The sequence below is a fragment of the Idiomarina abyssalis genome (assembly GCF_019797805.1).
GTDB classification, from domain to species: Bacteria; Pseudomonadota; Gammaproteobacteria; order Enterobacterales; family Alteromonadaceae; genus Idiomarina; species Idiomarina abyssalis.
In genome coordinates, this window is sequence record NZ_CP081832.1 from 1897148 (window position 1) to 1920165 (window position 23018).

Below are 23018 nucleotides of genomic sequence, written 5' to 3' on the forward strand. Positions count from 1 at the left end.
CTAAGATCAGAAAATGCTAAAAAACGCAGCAGCAACAACTGAATTCAGCTTGCTCCAAAAATGGAGCTCTCAGGTACTGTTGTGTTTATTACTCATCGCTTTTAGTACATGCAGCTACGCTTTATCTGGTAGCAGCGAGAGCCAACTAACGACTCAGCAACACTCTGACACCGTTTTCGTTGTCGATCTGACATCGTCAATTTCTGAGGTTCAGGCTGAAGACCCCGAACTCGATAAATCAATCGATTCTGCCTCAAGAGTTTTTCAAAACGTTTTAGCGCTTGCTCCAATCTCTTTGAGAATAACTGAATCGAAACTTACCCAATGGAATTGGCACCTCGTTAGAGGACCACCCACTCACCTTTAAGAATTCTGTACTTTCTAATTTTTAAAGGAGTTTGTCATGAGTGAGTTTAAAGAAATTCAATGGTCTTCTGCAGCCGATAAAATTGCAATACACCACAACTATGATCATCAGCCCGTCATTAGCTGGCACGATAGCGCCATGAATGTTGTTGACGATTTCACTAAAGTGTCTCCTCTGGAAATAACGGAGAACACATTGGTCAGCGACGCCGAACAGAAACTCCGGAATGCCAACCGTCGTTATGCCTGCATAAAAAACCAAAATGGTGAAATGACAGGTTTACTGGCGCTTCGCGAACTTCACGGACGCAAAGCGACCCAACTAAGTACGGTCAACCAAACTGGGTGGAGAGAGTTGGCGGTAAAAGAGTTGATGTTACCTCTTCTCGCATTACCACAAGTTAAACTAGAAAGCTTAACAAAGGCTAAAGTAGGAGACGCTGCGGCGACTCTCAAAGCCAGCGGGCGTGACTTTCTTCTCGTAATTAACAATGGAGAAGTCTGTGGTGTAGTGTCATCACTTAGAATAGCTGAGTTAACAGGTGAGTCAGTGAACGTTTATCACTTGCCCTCAACTTTTGCTGAGATTATTTCAGCGATAAATCATCATGAGGTCATTGACTGAAATCGCTTATATGTCAGAAGTGCCTGTGCGCTTCTGGCATTTTTTTAATACGAATTACGAGGGGAAAACTTGGTGGCGCTGGACGGACTTGAACCGTCACTCCCAGAAGGAACCTGATTTTGAATCAGGCGTGTCTACCAATTCCACCACAGCGCCATGCCATTTAAGGTGAATGCGTTACGTAATTAAGTAACGGGACGGGATTATACCCGTCAAGCATCGCTAATCAAGCAATAATTCATGAAAATCACCGAGAATATGACTAACTGTTGCTTCCTTGTACAACTGAGACAGCTGTCAGTCAGCTTAGCTCATGATATGATCCAGATACATTTAATTTAAATGAGTTCCGCATGAGTTCTGAAGCACAAAGACTACACGCCAGCTTTCCCAGTGCTGGCTTTACCAGACGACTGGCAGCCTGGGTTTATGACCTTTTAGTTGCTGCAGCAATTATTATGCTGGCGTCTGCGTTAGCGTTACTTTTTGCCGCGCTACTAACCTCTTTCAACTGGCTGGTGCTATCGGACGATATGGATCACGCCGCCTGGCTGGCTCAGGGGCCATGGTACAGCTTATATCTTATTACTGTTGTTGCGGTATTTTTTGGCTGGTTCTGGAAACGTTCAGGACAAACATTAGGCATGCGCGCCTGGCGTTTAAAACTGCAAAACCGTGACGGCTCACGCTTAACCAACCGCCAGGTATTCATAAGGTTGCTGACCTGCTGCGGAGGTCTCGGGAATCTTTGGGTTCTTGTTGACTTTAAAAACCGAAGAGCCTGGCAGGATTACGCCGCAGCAACAGAGGTTGTCACCCTTTCGAAAGAAGCGAACCAGCTTTTTTACTGGAACGAACTTTAAGTGTGGTCGGCCTGTTGTCAGGCCGTGCGCCCACGCATGAAGTAGACCGCAATCCCCGCAAACAACATACTCGGTAGTAATGCCCCTAAAATAGCCGGAATTTGGTAAACCTGTGCCAGAGGCCCAAAAATCTCATTACTCACATGAAATCCGAAGCCGGTGATAACACCTAACAAGACCCTTGCGCCCATCGTTGTCGAACGCAGAGGTCCAAAGATAAACGACAGAGCGACCAACAACATTACAGCCACAGTTATTGGAGCAAAAAGCTTACGCCATAAAGCAAGTTCATAACGTTCCGCAGACTGTTGGTTGCTTTCCAGGTACGTCAGGTAATCCAGTAGCCCGCTAATAGAAAGTGATTCTGGTTTAATGGTCACGACCCCGAGCTTATCGGGCGTCAAGCTTGATTGCCAAGCCATATTAGCTTTTTCATCGCGTAGCATACGGTTTTCCGTCATTTGCGTAACCGTCACCTCCTGCATACGCCATTTGTCGCCGCTAAAATTAGCTGTTCGGGCGTAGGTTACCTGTTGCAGCTCTCTATTATCATTAAAGTCATAAATCAGAACATCGTTCAGACGTCCGGTGTCCTCAACTTCACCAATATTGATAAAGTCAGAACCGTCTTTTGCCCAGACACCCTGTTGTGCCGAAATTAAGCTGCCACCTGAAATAGCCTGTGAGCGGATAGCGCGCCCTTGAGATTCCATGGGTGGTGCTATCCATTCGCCTATCGCCATTACTGCAACCATCATAATAATGGCGGATTTCATTACCGCACCAATAATATTCAAGCGGGAACGCCCTGCCGCCATCATAACCACAAGCTCAGAGCTGCTCGCCAACATACCGACCCCAATGAGGCCACCAAGTAAAGCGGCCATTGGAAAAAAGGTTTCAACATCTCTGGGCAAGCTGTAAAAGACGAAAAGTGCAGCATCCATAACGTTGTAGTCGCCACGACCAACCGACTTTAGTTGCTCGACAAAGCGAATTAAAGACGACAAACCGGTTAATACAGCAAGACTTAACAGCGAGGTTCGTAGTACGGCAAGACCAATGTACTTATCTAAAATACTAAACATCATTGCCCCCGAGCCGCGCCGAAGCGTAGATTTGCCAATAATCTCAAGCCAACAGGTCTGCCTTTACCTATCAACACTAAGCCAAACACCAGTAATATGAAGTGTATCCACCATAACCCGATAACTGGAGGAATAACGCCGTCACGTATGGCCGACTTAGCTGCCATAAGCAATAGAAAATAGCCTAAATAAATGAGTAAAGCCGGGGCCATTCGTCCAAACTTACCCTGACGAGGGTTCACACGGCTTAACGGTACAGCAATAAGTGTCAATAACGGCATAGCCAGAGGAATCGCAATACGCCACTGCAGTTCAGCAACCGCAGCCGGTTCAGTTTGCGACATTAACTCCACAGTGGGATAGGCTTCGAGTTTTCGCAATTGCTCACTGGCCTGTTGCTCCTTAATTTGAAGCTGGTAACTGTCAAACGACATCATCTGATAACTGTCGTTGTCACCGGCGTAGCGTTTTCCCTCACCCAGTTCAAGCCATTGCGACCCCGTTGTTTCACTGATTACTTTACCGGTCTTTGCCATAACCACGCTGCCCGACTGTAACTCGCCCTGACTGTGGTTATGCTGCGCGACAAAAACTTCCTCAAGGTCGCCATTATCACCGACACTTTGCACGAATATGACTGCTTTGCGGTTACTTGCTTGTTGGAAGCGTCCCGGCATTAAAGCCGTTAAGCCACTTTCTGAACGAGCTTTGTCTTCCAGCTTTTGTTCCTGATCGAGTGACCAGGGCACTAACCATAAAGTGAAAGAAGCTGTTATCAAAGCCAAAACTAATGACAGCACCAAAGTCACCCGGGTTACATACCACTCACTTACCCCACAGGCGTGCAGAACCGTCATTTCGTTGTCAGCATAGATACGTCCATGAGCCAGTAAAATACCCAAAAACAAACTAAGAGGCAGAATCAGAGACACTAATGCAGGGAGGTTCAGCGACAGAAGCTGAAAAATAATTGCGCCGGGAATATCCCCTTCTGATGCATCCGACAGAACACGGACAAACTTCTGACTGACAAAAATCGTCATCAGGATAAAAAGCACAGCAAGCTGCGACTTCAATGTTTCACTGATCAAATAGCGGAATATGCGCACTGGCGTTCACTCATAACTTAGGTTTTTACTGGAATAGCTGTGATTTTTAAGTAAACTTGTTATTTTAACAACAAAGTGTCTTTATAGTGAAACTATAGCAGGCATTGAAGCCACCTGAAACAGGAGCACTGTCATGGAGTTCAGCGTCAAAAGTGGTAATCCGGAAAAACAACGTTCTGCTTGCATCGTTGTTGGCGTGTTTGAACCTCGTCGTCTGTCTGGCGTTGCCGAACAATTAGACAAAGTCAGTGATGGTTATTTAAGCAACTTATTGCGCCGCGGAGACCTTGAAGGTAAATCAGGTCAGGTTCTGCTGTTACATCATGTCCCCAATATTCTTGCCGAACGGGTATTACTGGTCGGCTGCGGTAAAGAGCGCGAACTTGATGAGCGCCAGTATCGCCAAATTATAGCCCGCACTATGAACACGTTGAACGAAACCGGCTCAATGGAAGCGGTCTGCTTTCTTAGTGAGCTGCACGTTAAAGGTCGCGATACTTACTGGAAGGTTCGTCAGGCCGTAGAAGCTGCGCGGGCAACATTATACAACTTTAACGAGCTTAAGAGTAAAAAAGAAGAACCTCGACGCCCGTTGCGTAAACTGGTCTTTAATGTTCCAAGCCGAAAAGAGCTGGCTTTGGGCGAACAAGCTGTGCAACACGCGTTAGCCGTAGCTACGGGTATGGATATTTGCCGCAACGTAGCAAATATGCCACCTAACATTTGTACACCTCGTTATTTAGCCGATCAAGCCAAATTAATGGCTGAAAATTACGACAATTTAACGGTTAGCACCGTTGAAGAAGCCGAAATGGAAAAGCTGGGTATGAACGCATACTTAGCCGTTGGCCGTGGTTCAGAACATGAGTCAGTACTAACTTTAATGCATTACAACGGCGCACCCGACGACCAGCCCCCCATAGTTCTGGTCGGTAAAGGCCTGACATTTGATTCGGGCGGTATTTCCATTAAACCATCCGCCAATATGGATGAAATGAAATACGACATGGGCGGTGCTGCCGGCGTTTTAGGAGCTATGCAGGCTCTTGCTGAACTGCAACTTCCCATAAACGTTATTGGCGCTGTGGCAGGTTGTGAAAACATGCCAGATGGCAAAGCATACCGTCCCGGAGATATCCTGACGACGATGAGCGGTCAAACAGTTGAGGTGCTGAATACCGACGCAGAAGGTCGACTGGTACTGTGCGATACCCTGACTTATATCGAGCGCTTCGAACCCGAGTCCGTGATTGATTTAGCCACGCTGACAGGCGCCTGTGTTATTGCGTTAGGCAGCCATGCTTCAGCCGTACTCAGTCAACATAATCCGTTAGCACACGAAATTCTAAATGCTGCCCAACAAAGTGGCGACAAAGCCTGGCGTATGCCGCTATGGGATGAGTACCAGTCAATGCTCGACAGCCCTTTTGCAGATATGGCTAACATTGGTGGTCGCGAAGCCGGCACCATTACCGCCGCTTGTTTCTTATCTCGCTATACAAAGAAATACAATTGGGCACACATGGATATTGCCGGTACGGCCTGGCAAGGTGGTAAAGACAAAGGCTCCACAGGCCGCCCGGTTCCATTATTGACGCAGTTTTTAATTAACCGGTGCAGCGCAGAGGTCGCAGAGTAAGATGCCCTCAGCCACTTTTTTCTTAATGCCTGACAAAGCTGAAGGCGAGCAAAATCGGTTAATTTGCGATAAGATAGCGGAGCTATACAGAAAGCATAAAAGGTTGCGGGTTTGGGCCCGCAATCAGCAACAGGCGGAAGCGCTGGACGAACTGTTATGGCAACAACCAAGTGATGCCTTTATTCCGCATAATTTGCTTGGAGAAGGCCCGGCTACCGGAGCGCCGGTAGAACTTTGTTGGCCGGAGTCTGGCGACATTAAAAGCCGACCCGGTTACGCCCTGTTTAACCTGGCTGAAGACATTCCGGTACAAGCTCAACAGAGCCAGAAACTTTATGACACAGTTCCAGCCGATGACAATGGCAAAAAAGTAGCTCGCGAGCGATACAAACATTACAGGGCCAGAGGTTGCCAAATGCATACCGAGCCCCTGACATCCGAACAGAAGTAAGGTTAATATGGATAAAACATACTCCCCTGCAGCGATAGAACAAGACCTCTACCAACAATGGGAAGACAAAGGCTACTTCAAGCCTTCAGGTAAGGGCGCCCCCTACTCTATTATGATTCCGCCGCCCAACGTTACCGGCAGTCTGCACATGGGTCACGCCTTCCAACACACCATTATGGATACGCTCACCCGCTACCAGAGAATGAACAGCCGTAATACATTATGGCAAGTCGGTTCTGACCACGCTGGTATTGCCACGCAGATGGTCGTTGAACGCCAGTTGGCCGCTCAAGGACAGACTCGCCAGGAACTTGGTCGTGACGCTTTTATTGATAAAATTTGGGAATGGAAGGAACAGTCAGGCGGCACCATCACTCAGCAAATGCGCCGTCTGGGCGACTCTGTTGACTGGGATCGTGAACGCTTCACTATGGACGAAGGCCTTTCAGATGCGGTACGTGAAGTCTTCGTAAAACTGCACGAAGATAACTTGATTTACCGTGGTAAACGCCTGGTCAACTGGGACCCGGCACTGCAAACCGCTATTTCTGATTTAGAAGTCGAGAATAAAGAGCAACAAGGTTCTATCTGGTATTTACGTTACCCGCTGGCCGATGGCGAGAAAACCGAAGACGGCAAAGACCATTTAGTGGTCGCGACCACCCGCCCGGAAACCATGTTAGGCGATGTCTGTGTTGCTGTGCATCCCGACGACGAGCGCTTTGCCCATTTGGTTGGGAAACACCTCGAGTTACCTATTGTTAACCGTCGTATTCCTATTGTTGCCGACCACCACGTTGACAGCGAATTCGGTACAGGTTGCGTAAAGGTAACTCCGGCGCATGATTTTAATGACTACGAAATTGGCAAACGTCATCAAACTGGGATGATTTCTATTTTTGATGACACTGCGCACGTCATGGCAAAAGCAGGCCTTTACACCAGTACGGGTGAAGCGCTTGAAGAGCTGAACGGGTTTGATGGGGCTTTACCTGAGCGATACGCTGGTAAAGAACGCTTTGAGGCCCGTAAGCAACTTATTGCTGAATTTGACGAGCTTGGCTTACTGGAAAAAATTGAAAAACACACCAACAAAATACCATACGGCGACCGCGGTGGCGTTCCTATTGAACCGCATTTAACCGACCAATGGTATGTTCGCGTTGAACCTATGGCCAAACAAGCAACCGAAGCGGTTGAAGACGGACGCATTGAATTTGTGCCTAAGCAATACGAGAACATGTATTTCAGCTGGATGCGCGATATTCAGGACTGGTGTATTTCGCGTCAATTATGGTGGGGGCACCGTATTCCGGCATGGTACGACGAACAGGGCAATGTCTATGTCGGTCGCACCGAAGAAGAAGTGCGGGAGAAGCACAACTTAGGCGATACGCCTCTTCAGCAGGACGAAGACGTACTGGATACCTGGTTCTCTTCCGCGTTATGGACCTTCTCTACCTTAGGTTGGCCAAAAAATACCGAGGACTTAAAAACCTTCCACCCTACCGATGTGTTGGTGACTGGTTTTGACATCATTTTCTTCTGGGTTGCCCGCATGATCATGATGACCATGCACTTTATGAAAGACGAAGAAGGCCAGCCGCAAGTTCCGTTTAAGAAAGTCTATGTGACTGGTCTTATTCGCGACGAAGAAGGCCAGAAAATGTCTAAGTCTAAAGGTAACGTGTTAGATCCGCTGGACATGATTGACGGCATTAGCGCTGACGAGCTGGTGGCTAAACGCACAGCCAATATGATGCAGCCGAAAATGCGCGAGAAAATTGAAAAACGCACCCGCAAAGAGTTTCCTGAAGGCATTACCGCCCACGGAACCGATGCACTGCGCTTTACATTAACAGCACTTGCATCGACTGGGCGCGATATCAACTGGGACATGAAGCGTCTGGAGGGTTATCGCAACTTCTGTAACAAGCTGTGGAACGCCAGTCGGTATGTGTTAATGAGTACCGAAGAGAATGACTGCGGTCTTGAAAACGACGATATGACCCTGTCACTGGCTGATGAGTGGATTATTGCCCGCTTTAACAGCACAGTAAAAGACTTCCGTCAGGCTTTAGATACCTATCGTTTTGATCAGGCAGCCGCTATTGCATACGAGTTTACCTGGAACCAGTTTTGTGACTGGTATCTTGAACTCACTAAGCCGGTTCTCCAAAGTGGCACGGAAGTGCAACAACGCGGTACTCGCCACACACTGGTGAATGTTTTAGAACAGTTACTGCGCTTACTGCATCCGGTTATGCCGTACATTACTGAAACTATCTGGCAACGGGTGAAACCGCTGGTTGGTAATACGGATGATACCATTATGCTGCAGCCGTTCCCGCAGGTTGAGGACAACGTCAGCCATCAGGCAATGCAGGACATGGAGTGGCTGAAGCGCGTTATTTTAGCTATTCGAAATATTCGTGGCGAAATGGATTTATCACCGAATAAGCCTTTGCCTCTGCTGCTTTCAAATGCTGATTCAATGGCCAGAGGCCGTATTGAGAATAACCAAAGCTTCCTCAGTAGCCTGGCAAAGCTGGAGTCTATTGAGTTTATTGAAAGCGATGATGATGCACCAGCCAGTATGACCGCACTGGTTGATACGTTGAAGCTGCATATTCCAATGGCCGGTTTAATTGATAAAGAAGCAGAGCTACAGCGACTGCAAAAATCTATCGAGAAAGCGAACAAAGAGTGGCAGCGTCTGAACGGTAAGTTGAGCAACGATAACTTTGTCAGTAAAGCACCAGAAGCTGTCATTGCTAAAGAACGTGAGAAGCTTGCTGAAGCAGAAACTACGCTCAAGCAACTGCAAGAGCAGCAAGAGAAAATTAAAGCGCTTTAATTTTCATTAAAAGTGTATCGCTAAAAGCCCGAGTCTCTGATTCGGGCTTTTTTTTTGAAAAATAATCTATTTTAAGAGGGCTCTCGTAGTGAAAAATAACGAGACAAAGGGAGAGAGTCATGACTATTTTCGAAGAACTGAGAGTTGATCACGATAAACAACGTAAATTGCTTGAATTGCTATTGGAAACGACCGGAGAAGCGCCGGAGCGTGAACAATACTATCAGCAACTAAAGCTCCAGCTGGAACAACACGCTGCCGCTGAGGAACGATACTTTTATAACCCTCTTATCAAAGACGATGACACAATAGAAATGTCGCGACACGGTATCGCTGAGCACCATGAAATTGACGAACTGATTGAAACCTTAGAACAAACGGAAATGTCGTCGCCAGCCTGGCTTCAACACTTTAAAAATTTAAAACATAAAGTCTTACATCATCTGAAAGATGAAGAGCAGGGATTTTTCCAGCGCGCAGGAAAGGTATTAAGTGAGTCCGAAAAATCCGGCTTAGGAAGTGACTACCGCAATATGATGAAAGAAAAAGGTTTGTAAAATCAGGAGAGGTTATTCCTCTCCATCGTCGAACTCTTCACCTTCAAGTTCATCATCTTCAATCAAGGTGCCCCAGCCATCGTATTCAACCTCACAGTCATCGGCTATAGCAGCTATTTCTCTCACCTGCCGGTTTAGAATATCGCTATCGAGCTCAGCATCTGTGACCGCCATAAACGCAAACCAACGCTTACCGCGTTCGTCTTCAAACTCATCGGCATCGTCCACATGGTAGCCTTGCTTAACAAGCTCTACGGCCGCTTTTTCCAACTTAGTAAAGTCCTGGCTGGCCAGGTGATGCTCAATTTCATACAGGAGATCTGTCTCCGCACCGTCAGCTATCAAAGCCTGTACGGTTTCTTCACTTTGCTTAAGTAGATCATTAAGATCTCGGCTCATGATTTATCCTTTTCCGCCTGTTCTCGTTCAATACTTGTGTTCAGCTGCTTAATTTTATCATCCATTAGCTGATGGCAGTGCCCACTCAGCTCACGTAAGTTTTCACGCTGGTAGTTTGCAATTCGTACCGGCTCCAGAAAAGCAACTTTCAGCACACCATTGTTCCAGCGGTTCATCTTTACCTTGCCATGTAACTCAGAGACACATACTGGAACCACGTCAACCTGAGCCCGAAACGCAGTATGAAAAGCCCCATTCTTAAAGGGTAACAGCCCTCTTCCGTAACTTCGGGTTCCTTCCGGAAACATCCATACCGAAATGTCTCGTTGCTTTATAGCATCCGCCGTTTGTCCTATGGTGCCATGAGCTTTTCCGGCGTTTTTTCTGTCAATCAGAATATTTCCTGCTAACCAATAAAGCCACCCGAAGAACGGTATCCAGCGCAGGCTTTTCTTGCCCACAGTAACGGTATTTTTGGGCAGCATTGCTGCAATGGTGAATATTTCCCAACTGTTCTGATGGTTACAGACAAAGACGTAAGGGCCACCCTTTTCAATGTCCGGGTGACGACTCACTTCAATTCGCATGCCTAAAACTCGTATTGCCCACCCAAAAATATGAGCGAACCTGTAAGTATTATTACGATGAAAGGGGCGGATGATACAAAATAAGCAACCGACCACACCGAACAATACAACGAATCCACCAAGAAATACCCACCGCAACAAGGCTAACATTCAAACTCCTCAATTATCCTTGTCTTGCTCAACCACTATTTCATCAACACGTTGTAATCCGCGCGGTAGTTTATTACCACGCCGTCCGCGTTCTCCATAGTAATGCTCTAAATCTGCAGGTTTCAGAGTCAGCTTACGCTTACCGGCAATCAAAGTAATAGCTTTGTCCGGCGCCGCAGTAGCCAATGCAACCACATATTCTTCGCGAGACTGCGCACGCAAAGCAGGAATACTAATTAACTTGTTGCCTTTTCCTTTACTCAGTTGAGGCAAGTCTGCGACAGGGAAGACCAACATCCGGCCTTCGTTGGAAATAACAACAACTTTGTCTTCCTGCAAATCATTCACTTTATTAGGTGCCAGTATCTTAGCGCCGGTCGGTAATGTGATAATAGCTTTACCGTTTTTATTACGGCTGACTAAGTCGCTGAACTGGCAAACAAACCCATAACCAGCGTCGGATGCCAATAGTAAATGACTTTCGTCTTTGGCCATTAGAACGTGCTCAACGTTTTCACCCGCAACTAAACTGAAACGTCCGGTCAGAGGTTCACCCTGGCTCCTTGCTGATGGCAACAGATGCGCTTCACAGGAGAAGCTTTTCCCTGAAGTATCAAGGAACACCACAGGCTGATTACTCTTACCTTCAGCCGACGCCAAATAGCTGTCACCGGATTTATAACTGAGCTTCTCACCTTCGATATCATGACCTTTAGCAGAGCGCACCCAGCCTTTCTTCGATAACACAACAGTTACCGCTTCGGCTGGCGTTAAATCACGCTCGCTTAACGCTTTAGCTTCAGAGCGCTCAACAATTGGCGAACGGCGCTCGTCACCATAAGTTTCCGCATCAGCTAGCAACTCTTTCTTGATCAGTGTTTTCAAACGACGATCTGAGCCCAGTAAAGTCTGCAGCTTTTCGCGCTCTTTATTAAGTTCATCTTGCTCGCCGGTCAGCTTCATTTCTTCTAATTTTGCTAAGTGGCGTAACTTCAGCTCCAGAATAGCTTCAGCTTGTTTATCCGATAACCCAAAGCGACTCATTAACTCGTCTTTTGGTTTATCTTCAGTACGGATAATCTCAATAACTTCATCAATATTGAGATAAGCAATAAGTAAGCCTTCTAAAATATGCAGGCGCGCCAGCACTTTATCTAAGCGATGCTGCAAACGTCGCGTTACTGTTGTCTGACGAAACTCCAGCCACTCTTTAAGAATGCCAACCAGCGGCTTCACTTTCGGCCGGCCATCTAAGCCCAGAATATTCAGGTTAACTCGATACTGCTTTTCCAGATCTGTTGTGGCGAACAGGTGATTCATTAACTGTTCTGTATCCACTCGATTTGAGCGAGGAACCACAACTAACCGTGTCGGGTTTTCATGGTCTGACTCATCACGCAAGTCCGAAACTAAAGGCAGTTTCTTGGCCTGCATTTGATGCGCTATTTGTTCTAATACTCTTGCCCCGGATGCCTGGTGCGGTAAGGCCGTAATAACAATTTCACCATCTTCAACACTGTAGCAGGCACGCATTTTAATACTACCGCGCCCCGTTTCATAAAGCTTAGTGATGTCATCCGTTGGCGTAATAATTTCAGCATCGGTCGGGTAATCCGGTCCCTTCAGCACTTCCATAATATCTTCAAGCTGACTACCCGGCTTTTCCAGTAACATTGCGCAGGCATTAGCCACTTCACGAGCATTGTGAGGAGGAATGTCCGTGGCCATACCGACAGCAATGCCGGTTACACCATTTAATAAAATATGGGGTAAACGCGCAGGCAGCACCTGAGGCTCTTTCATGGTGCCATCAAAGTTCGGTATCCAGTCGACCGTCCCCTGACCCAGCTCGCTGAGTAAGACTTCACTAAATTTAGACAGTCTGGCCTCGGTATAACGCATAGCTGCGAAGGATTTAGGGTCATCCGGTGAACCCCAGTTACCCTGACCGTCGACCAGCGGGTGACGGTAGGTGAAAGGCTGAGCCATGAGCACCATAGCTTCATAACATGCACTGTCACCATGAGGGTGAAATTTACCAAGAACATCACCCACGGTACGGGCTGATTTTTTATATTTAGCAAGTGCCGAGAGTCCAAGCTCTGACATTGCGTATACAATGCGTCGCTGTACCGGTTTTAAACCATCACCGATATTCGGTAGTGCCCTGTCCATGATCACGTACATGGAATAATTCAGGTAGGCTTCTTCCGTAAAGCGACTCAGTGGGCGGGTTTCTGTAACTTCCGTCGACATTCTGACTTCTCCTTGCTCACAAGTGCTTACAGTTCAGCCAAGTCGGCCATGTTACCTTTGCTTTCCAACCAGGTACGGCGGTCTGCAGCTCGTTTTTTCGCTAAAAGCATATCCATCAGCTCTTCCATTAGTTCGCCATCGTCAATGGTCAACTGAACCAGTCGGCGGGTATTTGGATCCATAGTGGTTTCACGTAAGGTTAACGGGTTCATCTCACCCAAACCTTTAAAACGCTGAACATTCACTTTGCCTTTGCGCTTTTCAGCCTCGATACGATCTAAAATGCCCTGCTTTTCACCTTCATCCAACGCGTAATAGACGTCCTTGCCGACATCTACGCGATAAAGTGGTGGCATCGCGACAAAAATATGACCGTTTTCCACTAATGGTCTGAAGTGCTTCACAAACAGTGCACAAAGCAAGGTTGCGATGTGCAAACCGTCTGAGTCGGCATCCGCTAAAATGCAAATTTTCCCATAACGCAATTTGTCTAAGTCGACACTGTTTGGGTCAACGCCTACCGCAACCGAAATGTCGTGAATTTCCTGCGACGCCAGAATTTGTTCCGGGTCAACCTCCCAGGTATTCAGAATTTTACCGCGAAGCGGCATAACCGCCTGAAACTCACGATCTCGAGCTTGCTTCGCAGAGCCTCCTGCCGAGTCCCCTTCCACTAAAAACAATTCACTTCTGCCGGGCTCCTGACTTGAACAGTCTGTGAGCTTTCCGGGGAGCGCCGGGCCCTGCGTTACTTTTTTACGAACCACTTTTTTACTGGCTTTTAGTCGTCTTTGCGCGTTGCTAATGCAGACATCGGCTAAAAGTTCAGCTTGATCGGTATGCTCATTCAGCCAAAGGCTAAAAGAGTCTTTTACCACCCCGGAGACAAAGCTGGCGGACTGCCGCGAGGACAAGCGCTCTTTTGTCTGCCCTGCAAACTGAGGGTCCTGCATTTTGGTCGACAAAATATAGCTACAACGTTCCCATACGTCTTCCGGAGTTAACTTGACCCCTCGGGGTAACAGGTTACGGAACTCACAAAACTCACGCATAGCCTCCAGTAGCCCCTGACGCAGTCCGTTTACATGGGTACCGCCCAGCGTGGTCGGAATTAAGTTAACGTAACTTTCAGAGACCCCTTCGCCACCTTCAGGCAGCCAGGTAACAGCCCAGTCAACACCTTCTGTTTGCGAGCTAAAACTACCATCGAAGGGTTCTTCCGGTAAGGTCGGTACATCCTTAACCGCCTCAACCAAATAATCTGTTAAGCCATCCTGATAAAACCAGGTATCTTCCGTGTCATCAATTTTATTACGGAAGGTAATTGTCAGGCCGGGACATAGCACAGCTTTAGCGCGCAATATGTGTTTTAACTTGGTAACAGAGAATTTTGCAGAATCGAAATATTGAGGGTCCGGCCAAAAGTGAACTCGTGTACCGGTGTTTCTTTTCCCCACCGTTCCAGTTACTTCCAGCTCACTGACTTTATCGCCGTTCTCGTAGGCCATTTCATAAACTTGCCCATCACGCTTAATGGTCAGTTCAACACGCTTGGATAAAGCGTTAACCACCGAGATACCAACACCATGCAAACCACCGGAAAATTGATAGTTTTTATTCGAAAACTTACCGCCGGCATGCAGTTTACTCATGATCAGCTCAACACCCGGAACACCTTCTTCCGGATGAATATCCACCGGCATTCCCCGACCATCGTCGGTGGCTTCCAGCGACTGGTCCTGATGCAGAACAACAAGCAACGTTTTGGCATGCCCCGCCAGAGCTTCATCGACACTATTATCTATAACCTCCTGACCTAAATGATTAGGCCGAGAGGTGTCAGTGTACATACCGGGGCGGCGCTGAACCGGTTCCAGTCCGTTCAGCACCTCAATGGAGTCGGATTTATAGTCTGTCATGAGTCCCTGTTTTTATTATTGGCTCGATCCACGAAAAGTGTGCTTCAATTTACCGCTAACTGGCGTCTATTTGAAGTAGTACGGCATAAATTTCTGAGCAGTTTCGCTCAGCTTAGGCTGAATATGGCCCTGCTTACGACACAAGGTTAACCAGTCGGCCAAAAATTGATTCACCTGATGTTTTTCATCCTGGTGCCGCATTTCACGGTTAGGCTGCTGATAACGTGCGGCTAAACGAGTAACGCCCTGACTGGATATAATCTCAGCCATACGCACATCATGATATAACCGCACCGTCATTTTAGCATGCAGGTAGTCTGCCCAGTCCGGCTTCAACTGTTCAATTTCAATGTCTGAGGTATAGCGCGCTTCACTCACGTTGCGCAAACTGAATGCTAAATGCTCCCCGGCATAAATCGTAACCTGAGCCTGAGACTCAAGCTGGGACAGCAGAGGCAACAACCCTGCGTAGTTAAGTTCGTTCAGTCGGTGCAGTTCAGCCACGTCGACAACATAGCGCTGTAGCATAATAAAACCTCAGTTTACTCCAGATCAGAGAACACCTTATCATGGTGTAACTGCAACCATTGTAACCCAATTACACTGGCTGCGTTGTTGATTTCTTCACGTTCAAGCATAGCGATAACTTTATCCCTTGGTATCACATGCACGCGTATATCTTCGTCTTCTTCAGGGAGACCACCAAAGTCGGCGGCCGATTTACTATCAACTTCTGCAATATAAATCGTTAACTTTTCATCGGTACCACCCGGACTGGAGTAATAACTGGTAGCGTAAATTAAACGTTTGGCTGTTAAACCAGCTTCTTCTTCCAGTTCACGAGTTGCCACTTCTTCAGCGCTCTCGTCGGCATCAAACATCCCGGCGACAAACTCAAACAACCAAGGTCCATTTTCGTCCTCAAGTGCGCCTACGCGGAACTGCTCAACAACCACCAACTCATCGGTTACCGGGTCATAAGGTATAACAACAACCGCATGTCCCCGTTCCATTAATTCCCGGTCAATGACCGGACTCCAGTCACCAGAAAACAAACGGTGTTGTAAAGAATAGCGATAAACTGACAAAAAACCTTGATAAAGCGGTGTCTTTTCCTTTACTTTCACATCATCTCGGTGAAAACGAATTGCCATACTAACGAGTCCTATTATTGAGAGTAACTGAAAACAAACATTCTGTTACACTTGAGCGAATTCTGAAACCATGTTTTTCTTAAAGTATTTGCGCAAATCATTTACACTGGTAATCATTCAGCGCTGTATGTAAACTATGCGCAATTATTGAACATTGCATGTCAAGTAACAGGAAACTGACTACCATGAAAAAGCATCTTTTGTCGGCAGCTGTCGGTCTGGCATTGACCACAGTCACTTTTACGTCAAATGCTGAAGATTTGGCTCAAATTTATCGCTTAGCAGTTGATAATGATCCGACCTTATTACGTGCCGCAGCAGAGCGTGATGCCGCACAAAAAGGTATTGATATTGCCAAGTCAGGATTCCTGCCTCAGGTTTCGGGAGAAGCTGGTTACAGTGACTCAACAAGCGAATCCCCGCAAGTTTTTGAGTCAGGCATTCAAGTTTTCGATAGCGACAGCAGTGGCTGGCAAGCCGGCATTACGCTGAACCAGAGTATTTTTGACTGGACTGTCTGGAGAAACGCCGACATTGCAGAGAAGCAAGCCTATCAGGCGGAAGTTGCCTACAGCAACGCCCAACAAGACCTGATGTTACGTGTTGTTAATGCGTACTTCCAGGCTCTTCAGGCCCGTGATGACTTATCTTTCGCAGAAGCCGAAAAGAAGGCTATCGAGCGCCAGCTTGAACAAACCAAGCAACGCTTTTCAGTCGGCTTAACCGCTATTACCGATGTTCACGAAGCACAGGCTCAATACGACAGCGCTGTCGCACGTGAGATTCAGGCTCGCAATGCGGTTGAAATTGCCTTAGAAGACATTCGCGAAATTACCGGCCAATACCCGCAAACATTGGCAGCTTTAGATACCGAAACTTTTTCACCGAGCGATCCGGCACCAGAAGATGTTCGTCAGTGGGTGAAAAAAGCTGAAAATGGCAACCTTAGCCTATTGGAAAGTAAAGTTCAGGTAGACATTGCTGAGCAGCAAATTAAGCTGCGCCAGGGTGGTCATTATCCTACAGTCTCACTTCAGGCCAGCTATTCTACATCGGACACAGAGCGCACAATTTCGAATCAGAATGGTCAACAGACAACAGATTTACCTCGTCTGGACAGCCGCTCTATTGGTTTGAATGTCAGCGTACCTATTTTCTCAGGTTTCCGTACATCAGCGGAAGTTGCTCAGGCTCGCGACAACTATGTGGCCAGCAGCCAACAAATGGTTCAGACTCGCCGGAATATTGAACGCGAGGTACGTAATGCCTACTACGAGGTTTCAGCGTCTATTGCCAGCATTAATGCGTTTCAACAGTCGGTTGTGTCTGCAGAGAGTGCATTGAAAGCCACTGAAGCCGGTTTTGAAGTCGGCACTCGTACTATCGTTGATGTACTGGATAGCACCCGTAACCTCTATAATGCAAAACGTAACTTATCTGAAGCTCGTTATGGTTACATCCGTCAAATTCTGCGCCTTGAACAAGCTGCAGGACAGCTACAGGAACAAGACCTGTTAGCAATAAACAGTAGCCTTTCTGAAAATGTAGAAGGCACTGCGGCTGACTAACAGAGCAGACCAGGGCACCGCCGTTTTCAGGTGGTGCCTTATTTCAAATGTTTTATGTTACTATCCGCGATAATTGAAGAATAATTAGCGGCATCTGTTGTGATCGAACCTCCCAAATTTAAGTTCTACTTTCTGCATCCTAAGTTTTGGCTAACCTGGCTTGGTGTCTTTGTCCTTTACAGTGTTTCGTGGCTGCCATACCGCCTGCAACTTGCTATGGGTCGGGGGTTAGGCTTACTGTTTAAGAAGCTCATGCCACGCCGGGTCAACATTGCCCGAACCAACTTGAAGCTGTGTTTCCCTGACTATAGCGATGAAAAAATTGAAGCGTTACTGACCGAAAATATGAAAAACACCGGTATCGCTTATTTTGAAATTGGCATGGCCTGGTGGTGGCCAAACTGGCGAATTAAACGAAAGCTGCACATTCACGGTGAGGAACACCTTCGCAAAGCTCAGGAAGACGGCAGTGGTATTCTGTTATTGCTTTTTCACTTCCTTAGTCTGGAAGTCCATGCGCGACTGCATGGCTTTGTCGAACCAGCCGTTGGCTTGTATCGTCCTCACAATAATGCGGTGATGGAATTTTTGCAGACTCGCGGACGTGGGCGCTCAAACAAGTACATGATCCAACGTCGCGATGTTAAGGCCATGATGAATGCGCTGACTCAGGGAGATATTGCCGGTTACCTGCCGGATCAAGATTATGGCCGGCGCCGTGTTGAGTTCGTTAAGTTTTTCGAGGTACCAGACACCTCCACCACTTTAGGCACCATGCTTTTTGCACGTAACCCTAATTGCAAGGTACTGGTCAGCCGCTGTGTCAGACGTGATGACGGCAGTGGGTACGATCTTTATTACGAGCCACCACTTGAGAACTTCCCCAGCGGCGACGATAAAGCCGATGCAGAGCGGGTTAATCAGTTAGCCGAACAAGCAATACTGAAAGCACCGGAGCAATACCTCTGGGTTCATCGGCGCTTTAAAACGCGCCCCGACCCTGATATGCCAAGCTACTACCGTTGATCTTCCAGCAATTGATTCCAGCAGTCGAGTACAGCCTGACGCTCAGCATCCAGGTTGTGCTCTTCCAGCAACTGCTCGCCTTGTAATGCCAAAGCATGACTCTCGCAACGGAAAATCTGAAAAGCGTTAATCAAATTTTGCGCATTCACCTCAGATAACAAATGCAGTTGTTGTGCCTCAGTCAGAAGTCTGACGTTATCACTGTATTGACATAACTCCGGGTGATTATGTGCGTGCCGTAGTACGATGTACTGCGTTATAAACTCAATGTCCGCAATGCCACCCGCGTCCTGTTTTAGGTCAAACATGCTGCTGTTGCGTTGTGCTAAATGCTCACGCATTTTCTCTCGCATCTCCACAATGCTTTTACGCAACTCCTGCTCGTTTCTGGGCTGAGACAAAATACTGCGTCGTATATCCATAACGGTTTCACGCAATGCCGGAACACCAAATACCGGTCTGGCCCGAACCAATGCCTGTAATTCCCAGGTCCAGGCATCGTCCCTCAGATAACGTGCAAATGAGCTTACCTGAGTCACCAGTAGTCCCGCCTGGCCTGAAGGCCTTAAGCGCAAATCAACATCGTACAAAATGCCAGCCACAGTCCGGGTAGTAAATAAGTGCAAGATCCGTTGCGCAAGACGCAAGTAAAATTGCTGAACTTCTATAGGTCGTTGACCATCGGTCTGGCCCTGATAATTGGCGTCTGTAACAAAAACGAGATCGAGATCAGAGCCATACCCTAATTCCTGACCACCGAGCTTTCCATAGCCGAGCACGGCAAAGCCTGTGTTGTCGACACTGGTGCCCTCTGGCTTGCCATGCTTTTGTGTCAGGTGATGCCATGCGAGACCGACCACCTCAGCGATAATAGCTTCAGCCAGCGCGCTTAAGTGGTCACTGACATTCATCAGTTCAAGAACACCACTAATATCGGCCGCCGCTATTTTTAACTGCAACGCTTGTTTGGCTTGCCGTAAAGCGTCCATCTGCGTTTCTAAGTCCTGCTCGGGGATCCTCAGCAAATACTCCCGCAACACCGACGCATAATCCTTCGATTCGGGCAAACTATAGAGTTGCTGGGGATCGATAAGCTCATCTAAAAGTATCGGGTGTAATGCCAGCTGCTCCGAAATCCATGGGCTTGCCATGCAAAGTTTGCACAGTTGTTCGCGTGCACCGGGGTTTTCCGCAAGCAGCTCGATATAGGCCGTACGACTCATCACGGCTTTAATGATGGATAACAGCCTTTCCAGCAAACGTTCCGGATGTTGATGTTGAATTGCGTGGCGCAGCATCATGGGCATTAAGCGAGCTAAAGCTGCTCGTCCCCGGGGGCCGGAACTGCGGCGACGGCTCTCCTGACGGAAGTTTTTAATTTGTGTCCATAAAGCCTGTGGCTCGTTGACCCCTTCACTTTCCAGAATCTCTATCGCCGCATCATCATCCAGCATGTCCTGCCATAAAACCTGCAAGCTCTGCTCATCTTCGTCATCTTCGGACTCAGCCCCAACTACCTGCCGAAATTCACTATGAATGCGGGCCATACATTGATCAATTTTATCTTGCAGCTCTTGCCAATTCGGCTCATCTAACATAGCGCATAAGCGCGCTCGACCCAGCTCATCTGACGGTAATTGCTGAGTTTGTTGGTCATCTATTTGCTGCAGACGATGCTCTATAACACGCAAATATTCATAGTCATCTAATAACTGACTGGCTTGCTTCTGATCAATTAAGTCTAACTCAGTCAGTTCATTCATCGCTTTATAAACCGAGCGTGTCTGCAGGGATTTTTCCTGTCCCCCGCGAATAAGCTGATGTGCCTGAACAATGAACTCGACTTCTCTGATGCCACCGGCACCCAGCTTTATATTATTTTTCACGCCCTGGCGCCGGGTTTCCTGCGTAATAAGAAGCTTCATTTTACGCAAGGCTTCAATCGCACCAAAATCAATGTAGCGACGATAAACGAAGGGTCGTATTAATTGCTGAAATGCCTGCTGGTATTGTTCATCTGCGCCTATCATCCGGGCTTTTACCATAGCGTAACGCTCCCAGTCACGCCCTTGCTCCTGATAATAATGCTCTAACGCGTTAACACTGGTCACTAAAGGACCCGACTGGCCAAAAGGCCGAAGCCTCATATCAACCCGGAAAACCTGGCCGTCGGCGGTCGTTTCATCGAGTAAACCAATAAGCGACTGCGCCAATCGTTTATAAAAAACACCATGCTCTAAGTTACGGCCCGGCCCCTGAGTCTCACCTTGCTCAGGGAACGCAAAAATAAGATCGATATCCGACGAAAAGTTTAATTCCCTTCCGCCCAGTTTTCCCATACCAATAATCAACAGCGGCAGGAGGTTGCCTTCGCCATCAAGCGGCTTCCCATGACGGTTAATATAACGCTCGAACAGCCAACTTAAGCTTTCGCTGATTGCGGCGTCAGCAATAGCACTATAGTGAGCCAGAGACTCTTTTAGAGAAAGTTGCTGTAAAATATCAGCGGCGGCCAGCTTTGCCATCCAGCAATGACGCAATTGCCGAAGGCATTTTTTGGCGTCCTCTTCACTATTTAAAGGTTCTAACGCCTCTGCAATATGCGCTTCATAGCCGCTCACGTCGGGCAGCTGAATGGCTGTCTTACTAGCAACAAAAAGCTCAGTGACCAATTGCTCGGGATAACTTTCTGCTACGCGGCCTATGAATGGGCTTACAGCAAATAAAGACCTTAGCAGTTGCTGCTGTTCATTGTTTAACAAGGAACCGGAAGCAACATCCTGGTAGCGTTGCCAGGCCGCCTCACTCTCTTTAAGTAATTCTTTGCCGGGAGTCAGCATAGCTACCTTAATTCATCCAATAGGGTTCACGTTTCAGAGCTGCTTTTCGCGAATACTCCAGCGCTTTCAACAAGGATTCACGTTGTACCTTTTGCCATTCCATTAACTTTTCATCAATTTCGTCGTCACGTTCTTTGATACGCTCATGCAAAATATGCAGGGCCGTAATTTCGCGGATGCCTCTTGCTAAATCTTGCCACGGCAGACGGAATTTTTCCCTTAAGTCAGGATCAAACAAATGACCGAAGCACGTCCCCATAAGCAAGCTGTTTTGCAAGGGTGTCAGCAATTTCAGATAGCCTTCTTCATTTAATCTTTCGTGCTCTGAAAAAGCGGTCTGCACGAGTTGCCAGTCACTTTTCAATAGCTGGCTGCTCCAGGGCAAAACTGGCTGCTCTAACTCTTCGGTCATTTCTTCTTTGAAAAGAAATTCAGACAGTTCCAGTAGCGTTCTCTGATAGCTGACTGAGTGAACCAGCTCCGAAACTTCCGTCAGCCTTATCACATCCTCCTGGCTATTAAGCAGCGACTCATAAAGCTTGTTATAGCGCTTAAGCGCACGATGATAAGCGCCATCTTCAGCGGTTAATTCGTCCAGCCCTTCAAAACGTTTTAACCACTGCAGCTTCGACATTATTTGCGAGATATTGGTCAGTAGCCGGCGCTCTCCTACACCATTTTCAATCAGCTGCTCCAGTACAACCTGCACCATTTGAATACCATCTGCCATGCCCTGCACGGCTCTTACACTGGGCTGAAACTCCAGACAGGCTTCATTGTGCTGCCAATGACGTAGACCCGATTCTAACGACCGATATAATGCCTGACCGACATTATATTCCGACTTTAGCGGTACGTAATGCATCTGCGTAAATGGTTCAAGCAGGCTCTTCCCGGCTAACAAATAACCTCTTGCAGCTTTACTGAGCGAGCCTACTCTCGCACCCGCTTTTTTAACCAGCTCATTTGCCAGTCGATAGGCCTCAGTTAAAGAGCCCTTTTGCACTTCAAGCTCAATTTCAGCTATCGGCTCACGTTGCTCCCCGGACTCAATATAGCCATCATCAAAAACCATCTCGATAACACCTTCACCACTGGGAAGTCGCCATTGAGTGCGCATAAAGTCAGTCACAAATAGGGTATCTAAGTCTCGCTGGATATCGTATACCGGGAAGTCATCCGGCCATATTTCGTTGTCAAATAAGGTTAAGTCAGGCTTGTCCTTGTCAACATTAACATTGTACTCGGGCCTTTGATGCATGCCGCCCATAACCCGGCCAGCCAATTTGATTGTTTGCTCTTTATGATCTTTATAGCTACGTATCCGTAATCCAATATCGAACTGACGTAAACGCAAATCGGATGTGTCAAAGTAAGCGTTTGTAAGTTCAAACTGCTCTTTATTGGGCTTAGCCTGATTAGCATCCGCCAACGACTGGCAGACTTCGAGTGCTTTTTCTCGTTGTTCAGGAGCAATCAGTAATTTGAGCTCAACTTCTTGTGACATAAATCGATTCCGATGCGTTTAATAAGTTAGATTAAAGGTACTGGCTTGGCGGCTAAC

Annotated in this window: 18 protein-coding genes and 1 tRNA gene; 8 read left to right on the forward strand and 11 right to left on the reverse strand. The window is 47.4% G+C overall.

The window, feature by feature from the left end:
• Positions 1-403: 403 nt before the first annotated feature.
• A complete protein-coding gene (locus K5X84_RS09220) occupies positions 404-991 on the forward strand; it encodes a CBS domain-containing protein (RefSeq protein WP_222235648.1) in 588 nt (195 codons plus the stop codon).
• A 70-nt stretch (positions 992-1061) separates the two neighbouring features.
• Here K5X84_RS09220 and K5X84_RS09225 read toward each other — a convergent pair.
• A tRNA-Leu gene (locus K5X84_RS09225) sits at positions 1062-1147 on the reverse strand.
• Between the two features lie 197 nt (positions 1148-1344).
• Between K5X84_RS09225 and K5X84_RS09230 the strand changes: the two genes are divergently transcribed.
• Positions 1345-1854, forward strand: coding sequence for an RDD family protein (locus K5X84_RS09230; RefSeq protein WP_054489157.1), 510 nt, complete (start codon positions 1345-1347; stop codon positions 1852-1854).
• 17 nt (positions 1855-1871) lie between these two features.
• Here K5X84_RS09230 and lptG read toward each other — a convergent pair whose 3' ends face one another.
• Positions 1872-2942, reverse strand: coding sequence for an LPS export ABC transporter permease LptG (lptG, locus tag K5X84_RS09235; protein WP_199496430.1), 1071 nt, complete (start codon positions 2940-2942; stop codon positions 1872-1874).
• Positions 2942-4051 (reverse strand): LPS export ABC transporter permease LptF, encoded by a 1110-nt coding sequence (gene lptF, locus K5X84_RS09240; protein ID WP_174507663.1) that lies wholly within the window; start codon positions 4049-4051, stop codon positions 2942-2944. The genes lptG and lptF overlap by 1 nt, the downstream gene beginning before the upstream one ends.
• A gap of 133 nt (positions 4052-4184) precedes the next feature.
• Here lptF and pepA point away from each other — a divergent pair, with 133 nt between their 5' ends.
• The 4 genes from pepA to K5X84_RS09260 all read left to right on the forward strand — a co-directional run bounded on the left by pepA (position 4185) and on the right by K5X84_RS09260 (position 9555).
• A complete protein-coding gene (gene pepA / locus K5X84_RS09245; RefSeq protein WP_199495024.1) occupies positions 4185-5690 on the forward strand; it encodes a leucyl aminopeptidase in 1506 nt (501 codons plus the stop codon).
• 1 nt (position 5691) lies between these two features.
• Positions 5692-6141, forward strand: coding sequence for a DNA polymerase III subunit chi (locus K5X84_RS09250; RefSeq protein ID WP_199495025.1), 450 nt, complete (start codon positions 5692-5694; stop codon positions 6139-6141).
• 7 nt (positions 6142-6148) lie between these two features.
• Entirely contained in the window at positions 6149-8998 is a 2850-nt protein-coding gene (locus K5X84_RS09255) for a valine--tRNA ligase (protein WP_222235649.1), read from the forward strand.
• Between the two features lie 119 nt (positions 8999-9117).
• Entirely contained in the window at positions 9118-9555 is a 438-nt protein-coding gene (locus K5X84_RS09260; protein ID WP_054489167.1) for a hemerythrin domain-containing protein, read from the forward strand.
• Between the two features lie 12 nt (positions 9556-9567).
• On the opposite strand, the gene rraB is transcribed toward K5X84_RS09260, so the two are convergent.
• The 6 genes from rraB to K5X84_RS09290 all read right to left on the reverse strand — a co-directional run bounded on the left by rraB (position 9568) and on the right by K5X84_RS09290 (position 16020).
• Entirely contained in the window at positions 9568-9954 is a 387-nt protein-coding gene (gene rraB, locus K5X84_RS09265) for a ribonuclease E inhibitor RraB (protein ID WP_054489169.1), read from the reverse strand.
• The gene (locus K5X84_RS09270) at positions 9951-10691 is read right to left on the reverse strand and encodes a 1-acylglycerol-3-phosphate O-acyltransferase (protein WP_054489171.1); all 741 of its coding nucleotides are present in this window, start codon (positions 10689-10691) and stop codon (positions 9951-9953) included. The genes rraB and K5X84_RS09270 overlap by 4 nt, the downstream gene beginning before the upstream one ends.
• Positions 10692-10700: 9 nt before the next feature.
• Positions 10701-12947 carry a DNA topoisomerase IV subunit A gene (parC, locus tag K5X84_RS09275; protein ID WP_199495028.1) on the reverse strand — a complete coding sequence of 749 codons (2247 nt, stop codon included), beginning with the start codon at positions 12945-12947 and terminating at the stop codon, positions 10701-10703.
• A gap of 26 nt (positions 12948-12973) precedes the next feature.
• Positions 12974-14866, reverse strand: a complete 1893-nt coding sequence (gene parE / locus K5X84_RS09280) for a DNA topoisomerase IV subunit B (RefSeq protein WP_054489175.1) — start codon at positions 14864-14866, stop codon at positions 12974-12976.
• Positions 14867-14932: 66 nt separating this feature from the next.
• Positions 14933-15394, reverse strand: coding sequence for a DUF1249 domain-containing protein (locus tag K5X84_RS09285; RefSeq protein ID WP_054489177.1), 462 nt, complete (start codon positions 15392-15394; stop codon positions 14933-14935).
• Between the two features lie 14 nt (positions 15395-15408).
• The gene (locus K5X84_RS09290) at positions 15409-16020 is read right to left on the reverse strand and encodes an NUDIX domain-containing protein (RefSeq protein WP_199495029.1); all 612 of its coding nucleotides are present in this window, start codon (positions 16018-16020) and stop codon (positions 15409-15411) included.
• Between the two features lie 185 nt (positions 16021-16205).
• Here K5X84_RS09290 and tolC point away from each other — a divergent pair, with 185 nt between their 5' ends.
• Both tolC and lpxL read left to right on the forward strand, forming a co-directional pair.
• A complete protein-coding gene (gene tolC, locus K5X84_RS09295) occupies positions 16206-17588 on the forward strand; it encodes an outer membrane channel protein TolC (protein WP_222235650.1) in 1383 nt (460 codons plus the stop codon).
• A 99-nt stretch (positions 17589-17687) separates the two neighbouring features.
• Positions 17688-18614: an LpxL/LpxP family Kdo(2)-lipid IV(A) lauroyl/palmitoleoyl acyltransferase gene (gene lpxL / locus K5X84_RS09300; protein WP_199495031.1), complete on the forward strand. Its 927-nt coding sequence runs from the start codon at positions 17688-17690 to the stop codon at positions 18612-18614.
• Here lpxL and glnE read toward each other — a convergent pair.
• Together glnE and K5X84_RS09310 are read right to left on the reverse strand one after the other, a co-directional pair.
• Positions 18605-21454, reverse strand: a complete 2850-nt coding sequence (glnE, locus tag K5X84_RS09305) for a bifunctional [glutamate--ammonia ligase]-adenylyl-L-tyrosine phosphorylase/[glutamate--ammonia-ligase] adenylyltransferase (RefSeq protein ID WP_222235651.1) — start codon at positions 21452-21454, stop codon at positions 18605-18607. The genes lpxL and glnE overlap by 10 nt on opposite strands.
• A 7-nt stretch (positions 21455-21461) precedes the next feature.
• Positions 21462-22961, reverse strand: coding sequence for a CYTH domain-containing protein (locus tag K5X84_RS09310; RefSeq protein WP_222235652.1), 1500 nt, complete (start codon positions 22959-22961; stop codon positions 21462-21464).
• Positions 22962-23018: the final 57 nt, after the last annotated feature.

Bases quoted from the DNA above. Each gene is read 5' to 3' on its own strand.
- K5X84_RS09220 (WP_222235648.1), top strand. From the start codon at position 404: ATGAGTGAGTTTAAAGAAATTCAATGGTCTTCTGCAGCCGATAAAATT.
- K5X84_RS09230 (WP_054489157.1), top strand. From the start codon at position 1,345: ATGAGTTCTGAAGCACAAAGACTACACGCCAGCTTTCCCAGTGCTGGC.
- lptG (WP_199496430.1), bottom strand. From the start codon at position 2,942: ATGTTTAGTATTTTAGATAAGTACATTGGTCTTGCCGTACTACGAACC.
- pepA (WP_199495024.1), top strand. From the start codon at position 4,185: ATGGAGTTCAGCGTCAAAAGTGGTAATCCGGAAAAACAACGTTCTGCT.
- K5X84_RS09250 (WP_199495025.1), top strand. From the start codon at position 5,692: ATGCCCTCAGCCACTTTTTTCTTAATGCCTGACAAAGCTGAAGGCGAG.
- K5X84_RS09255 (WP_222235649.1), top strand. From the start codon at position 6,149: ATGGATAAAACATACTCCCCTGCAGCGATAGAACAAGACCTCTACCAA.
- K5X84_RS09260 (WP_054489167.1), top strand. From the start codon at position 9,118: ATGACTATTTTCGAAGAACTGAGAGTTGATCACGATAAACAACGTAAA.
- rraB (WP_054489169.1), bottom strand. From the start codon at position 9,954: ATGAGCCGAGATCTTAATGATCTACTTAAGCAAAGTGAAGAAACCGTA.
- K5X84_RS09270 (WP_054489171.1), bottom strand. From the start codon at position 10,691: ATGTTAGCCTTGTTGCGGTGGGTATTTCTTGGTGGATTCGTTGTATTG.
- parC (WP_199495028.1), bottom strand. From the start codon at position 12,947: ATGTCGACGGAAGTTACAGAAACCCGCCCACTGAGTCGCTTTACGGAA.
- parE (WP_054489175.1), bottom strand. From the start codon at position 14,866: ATGACAGACTATAAATCCGACTCCATTGAGGTGCTGAACGGACTGGAA.
- K5X84_RS09285 (WP_054489177.1), bottom strand. From the start codon at position 15,394: ATGCTACAGCGCTATGTTGTCGACGTGGCTGAACTGCACCGACTGAAC.
- K5X84_RS09290 (WP_199495029.1), bottom strand. From the start codon at position 16,020: ATGGCAATTCGTTTTCACCGAGATGATGTGAAAGTAAAGGAAAAGACA.
- tolC (WP_222235650.1), top strand. From the start codon at position 16,206: ATGAAAAAGCATCTTTTGTCGGCAGCTGTCGGTCTGGCATTGACCACA.
- glnE (WP_222235651.1), bottom strand. From the start codon at position 21,454: ATGCTGACTCCCGGCAAAGAATTACTTAAAGAGAGTGAGGCGGCCTGG.
- K5X84_RS09310 (WP_222235652.1), bottom strand. From the start codon at position 22,961: ATGTCACAAGAAGTTGAGCTCAAATTACTGATTGCTCCTGAACAACGA.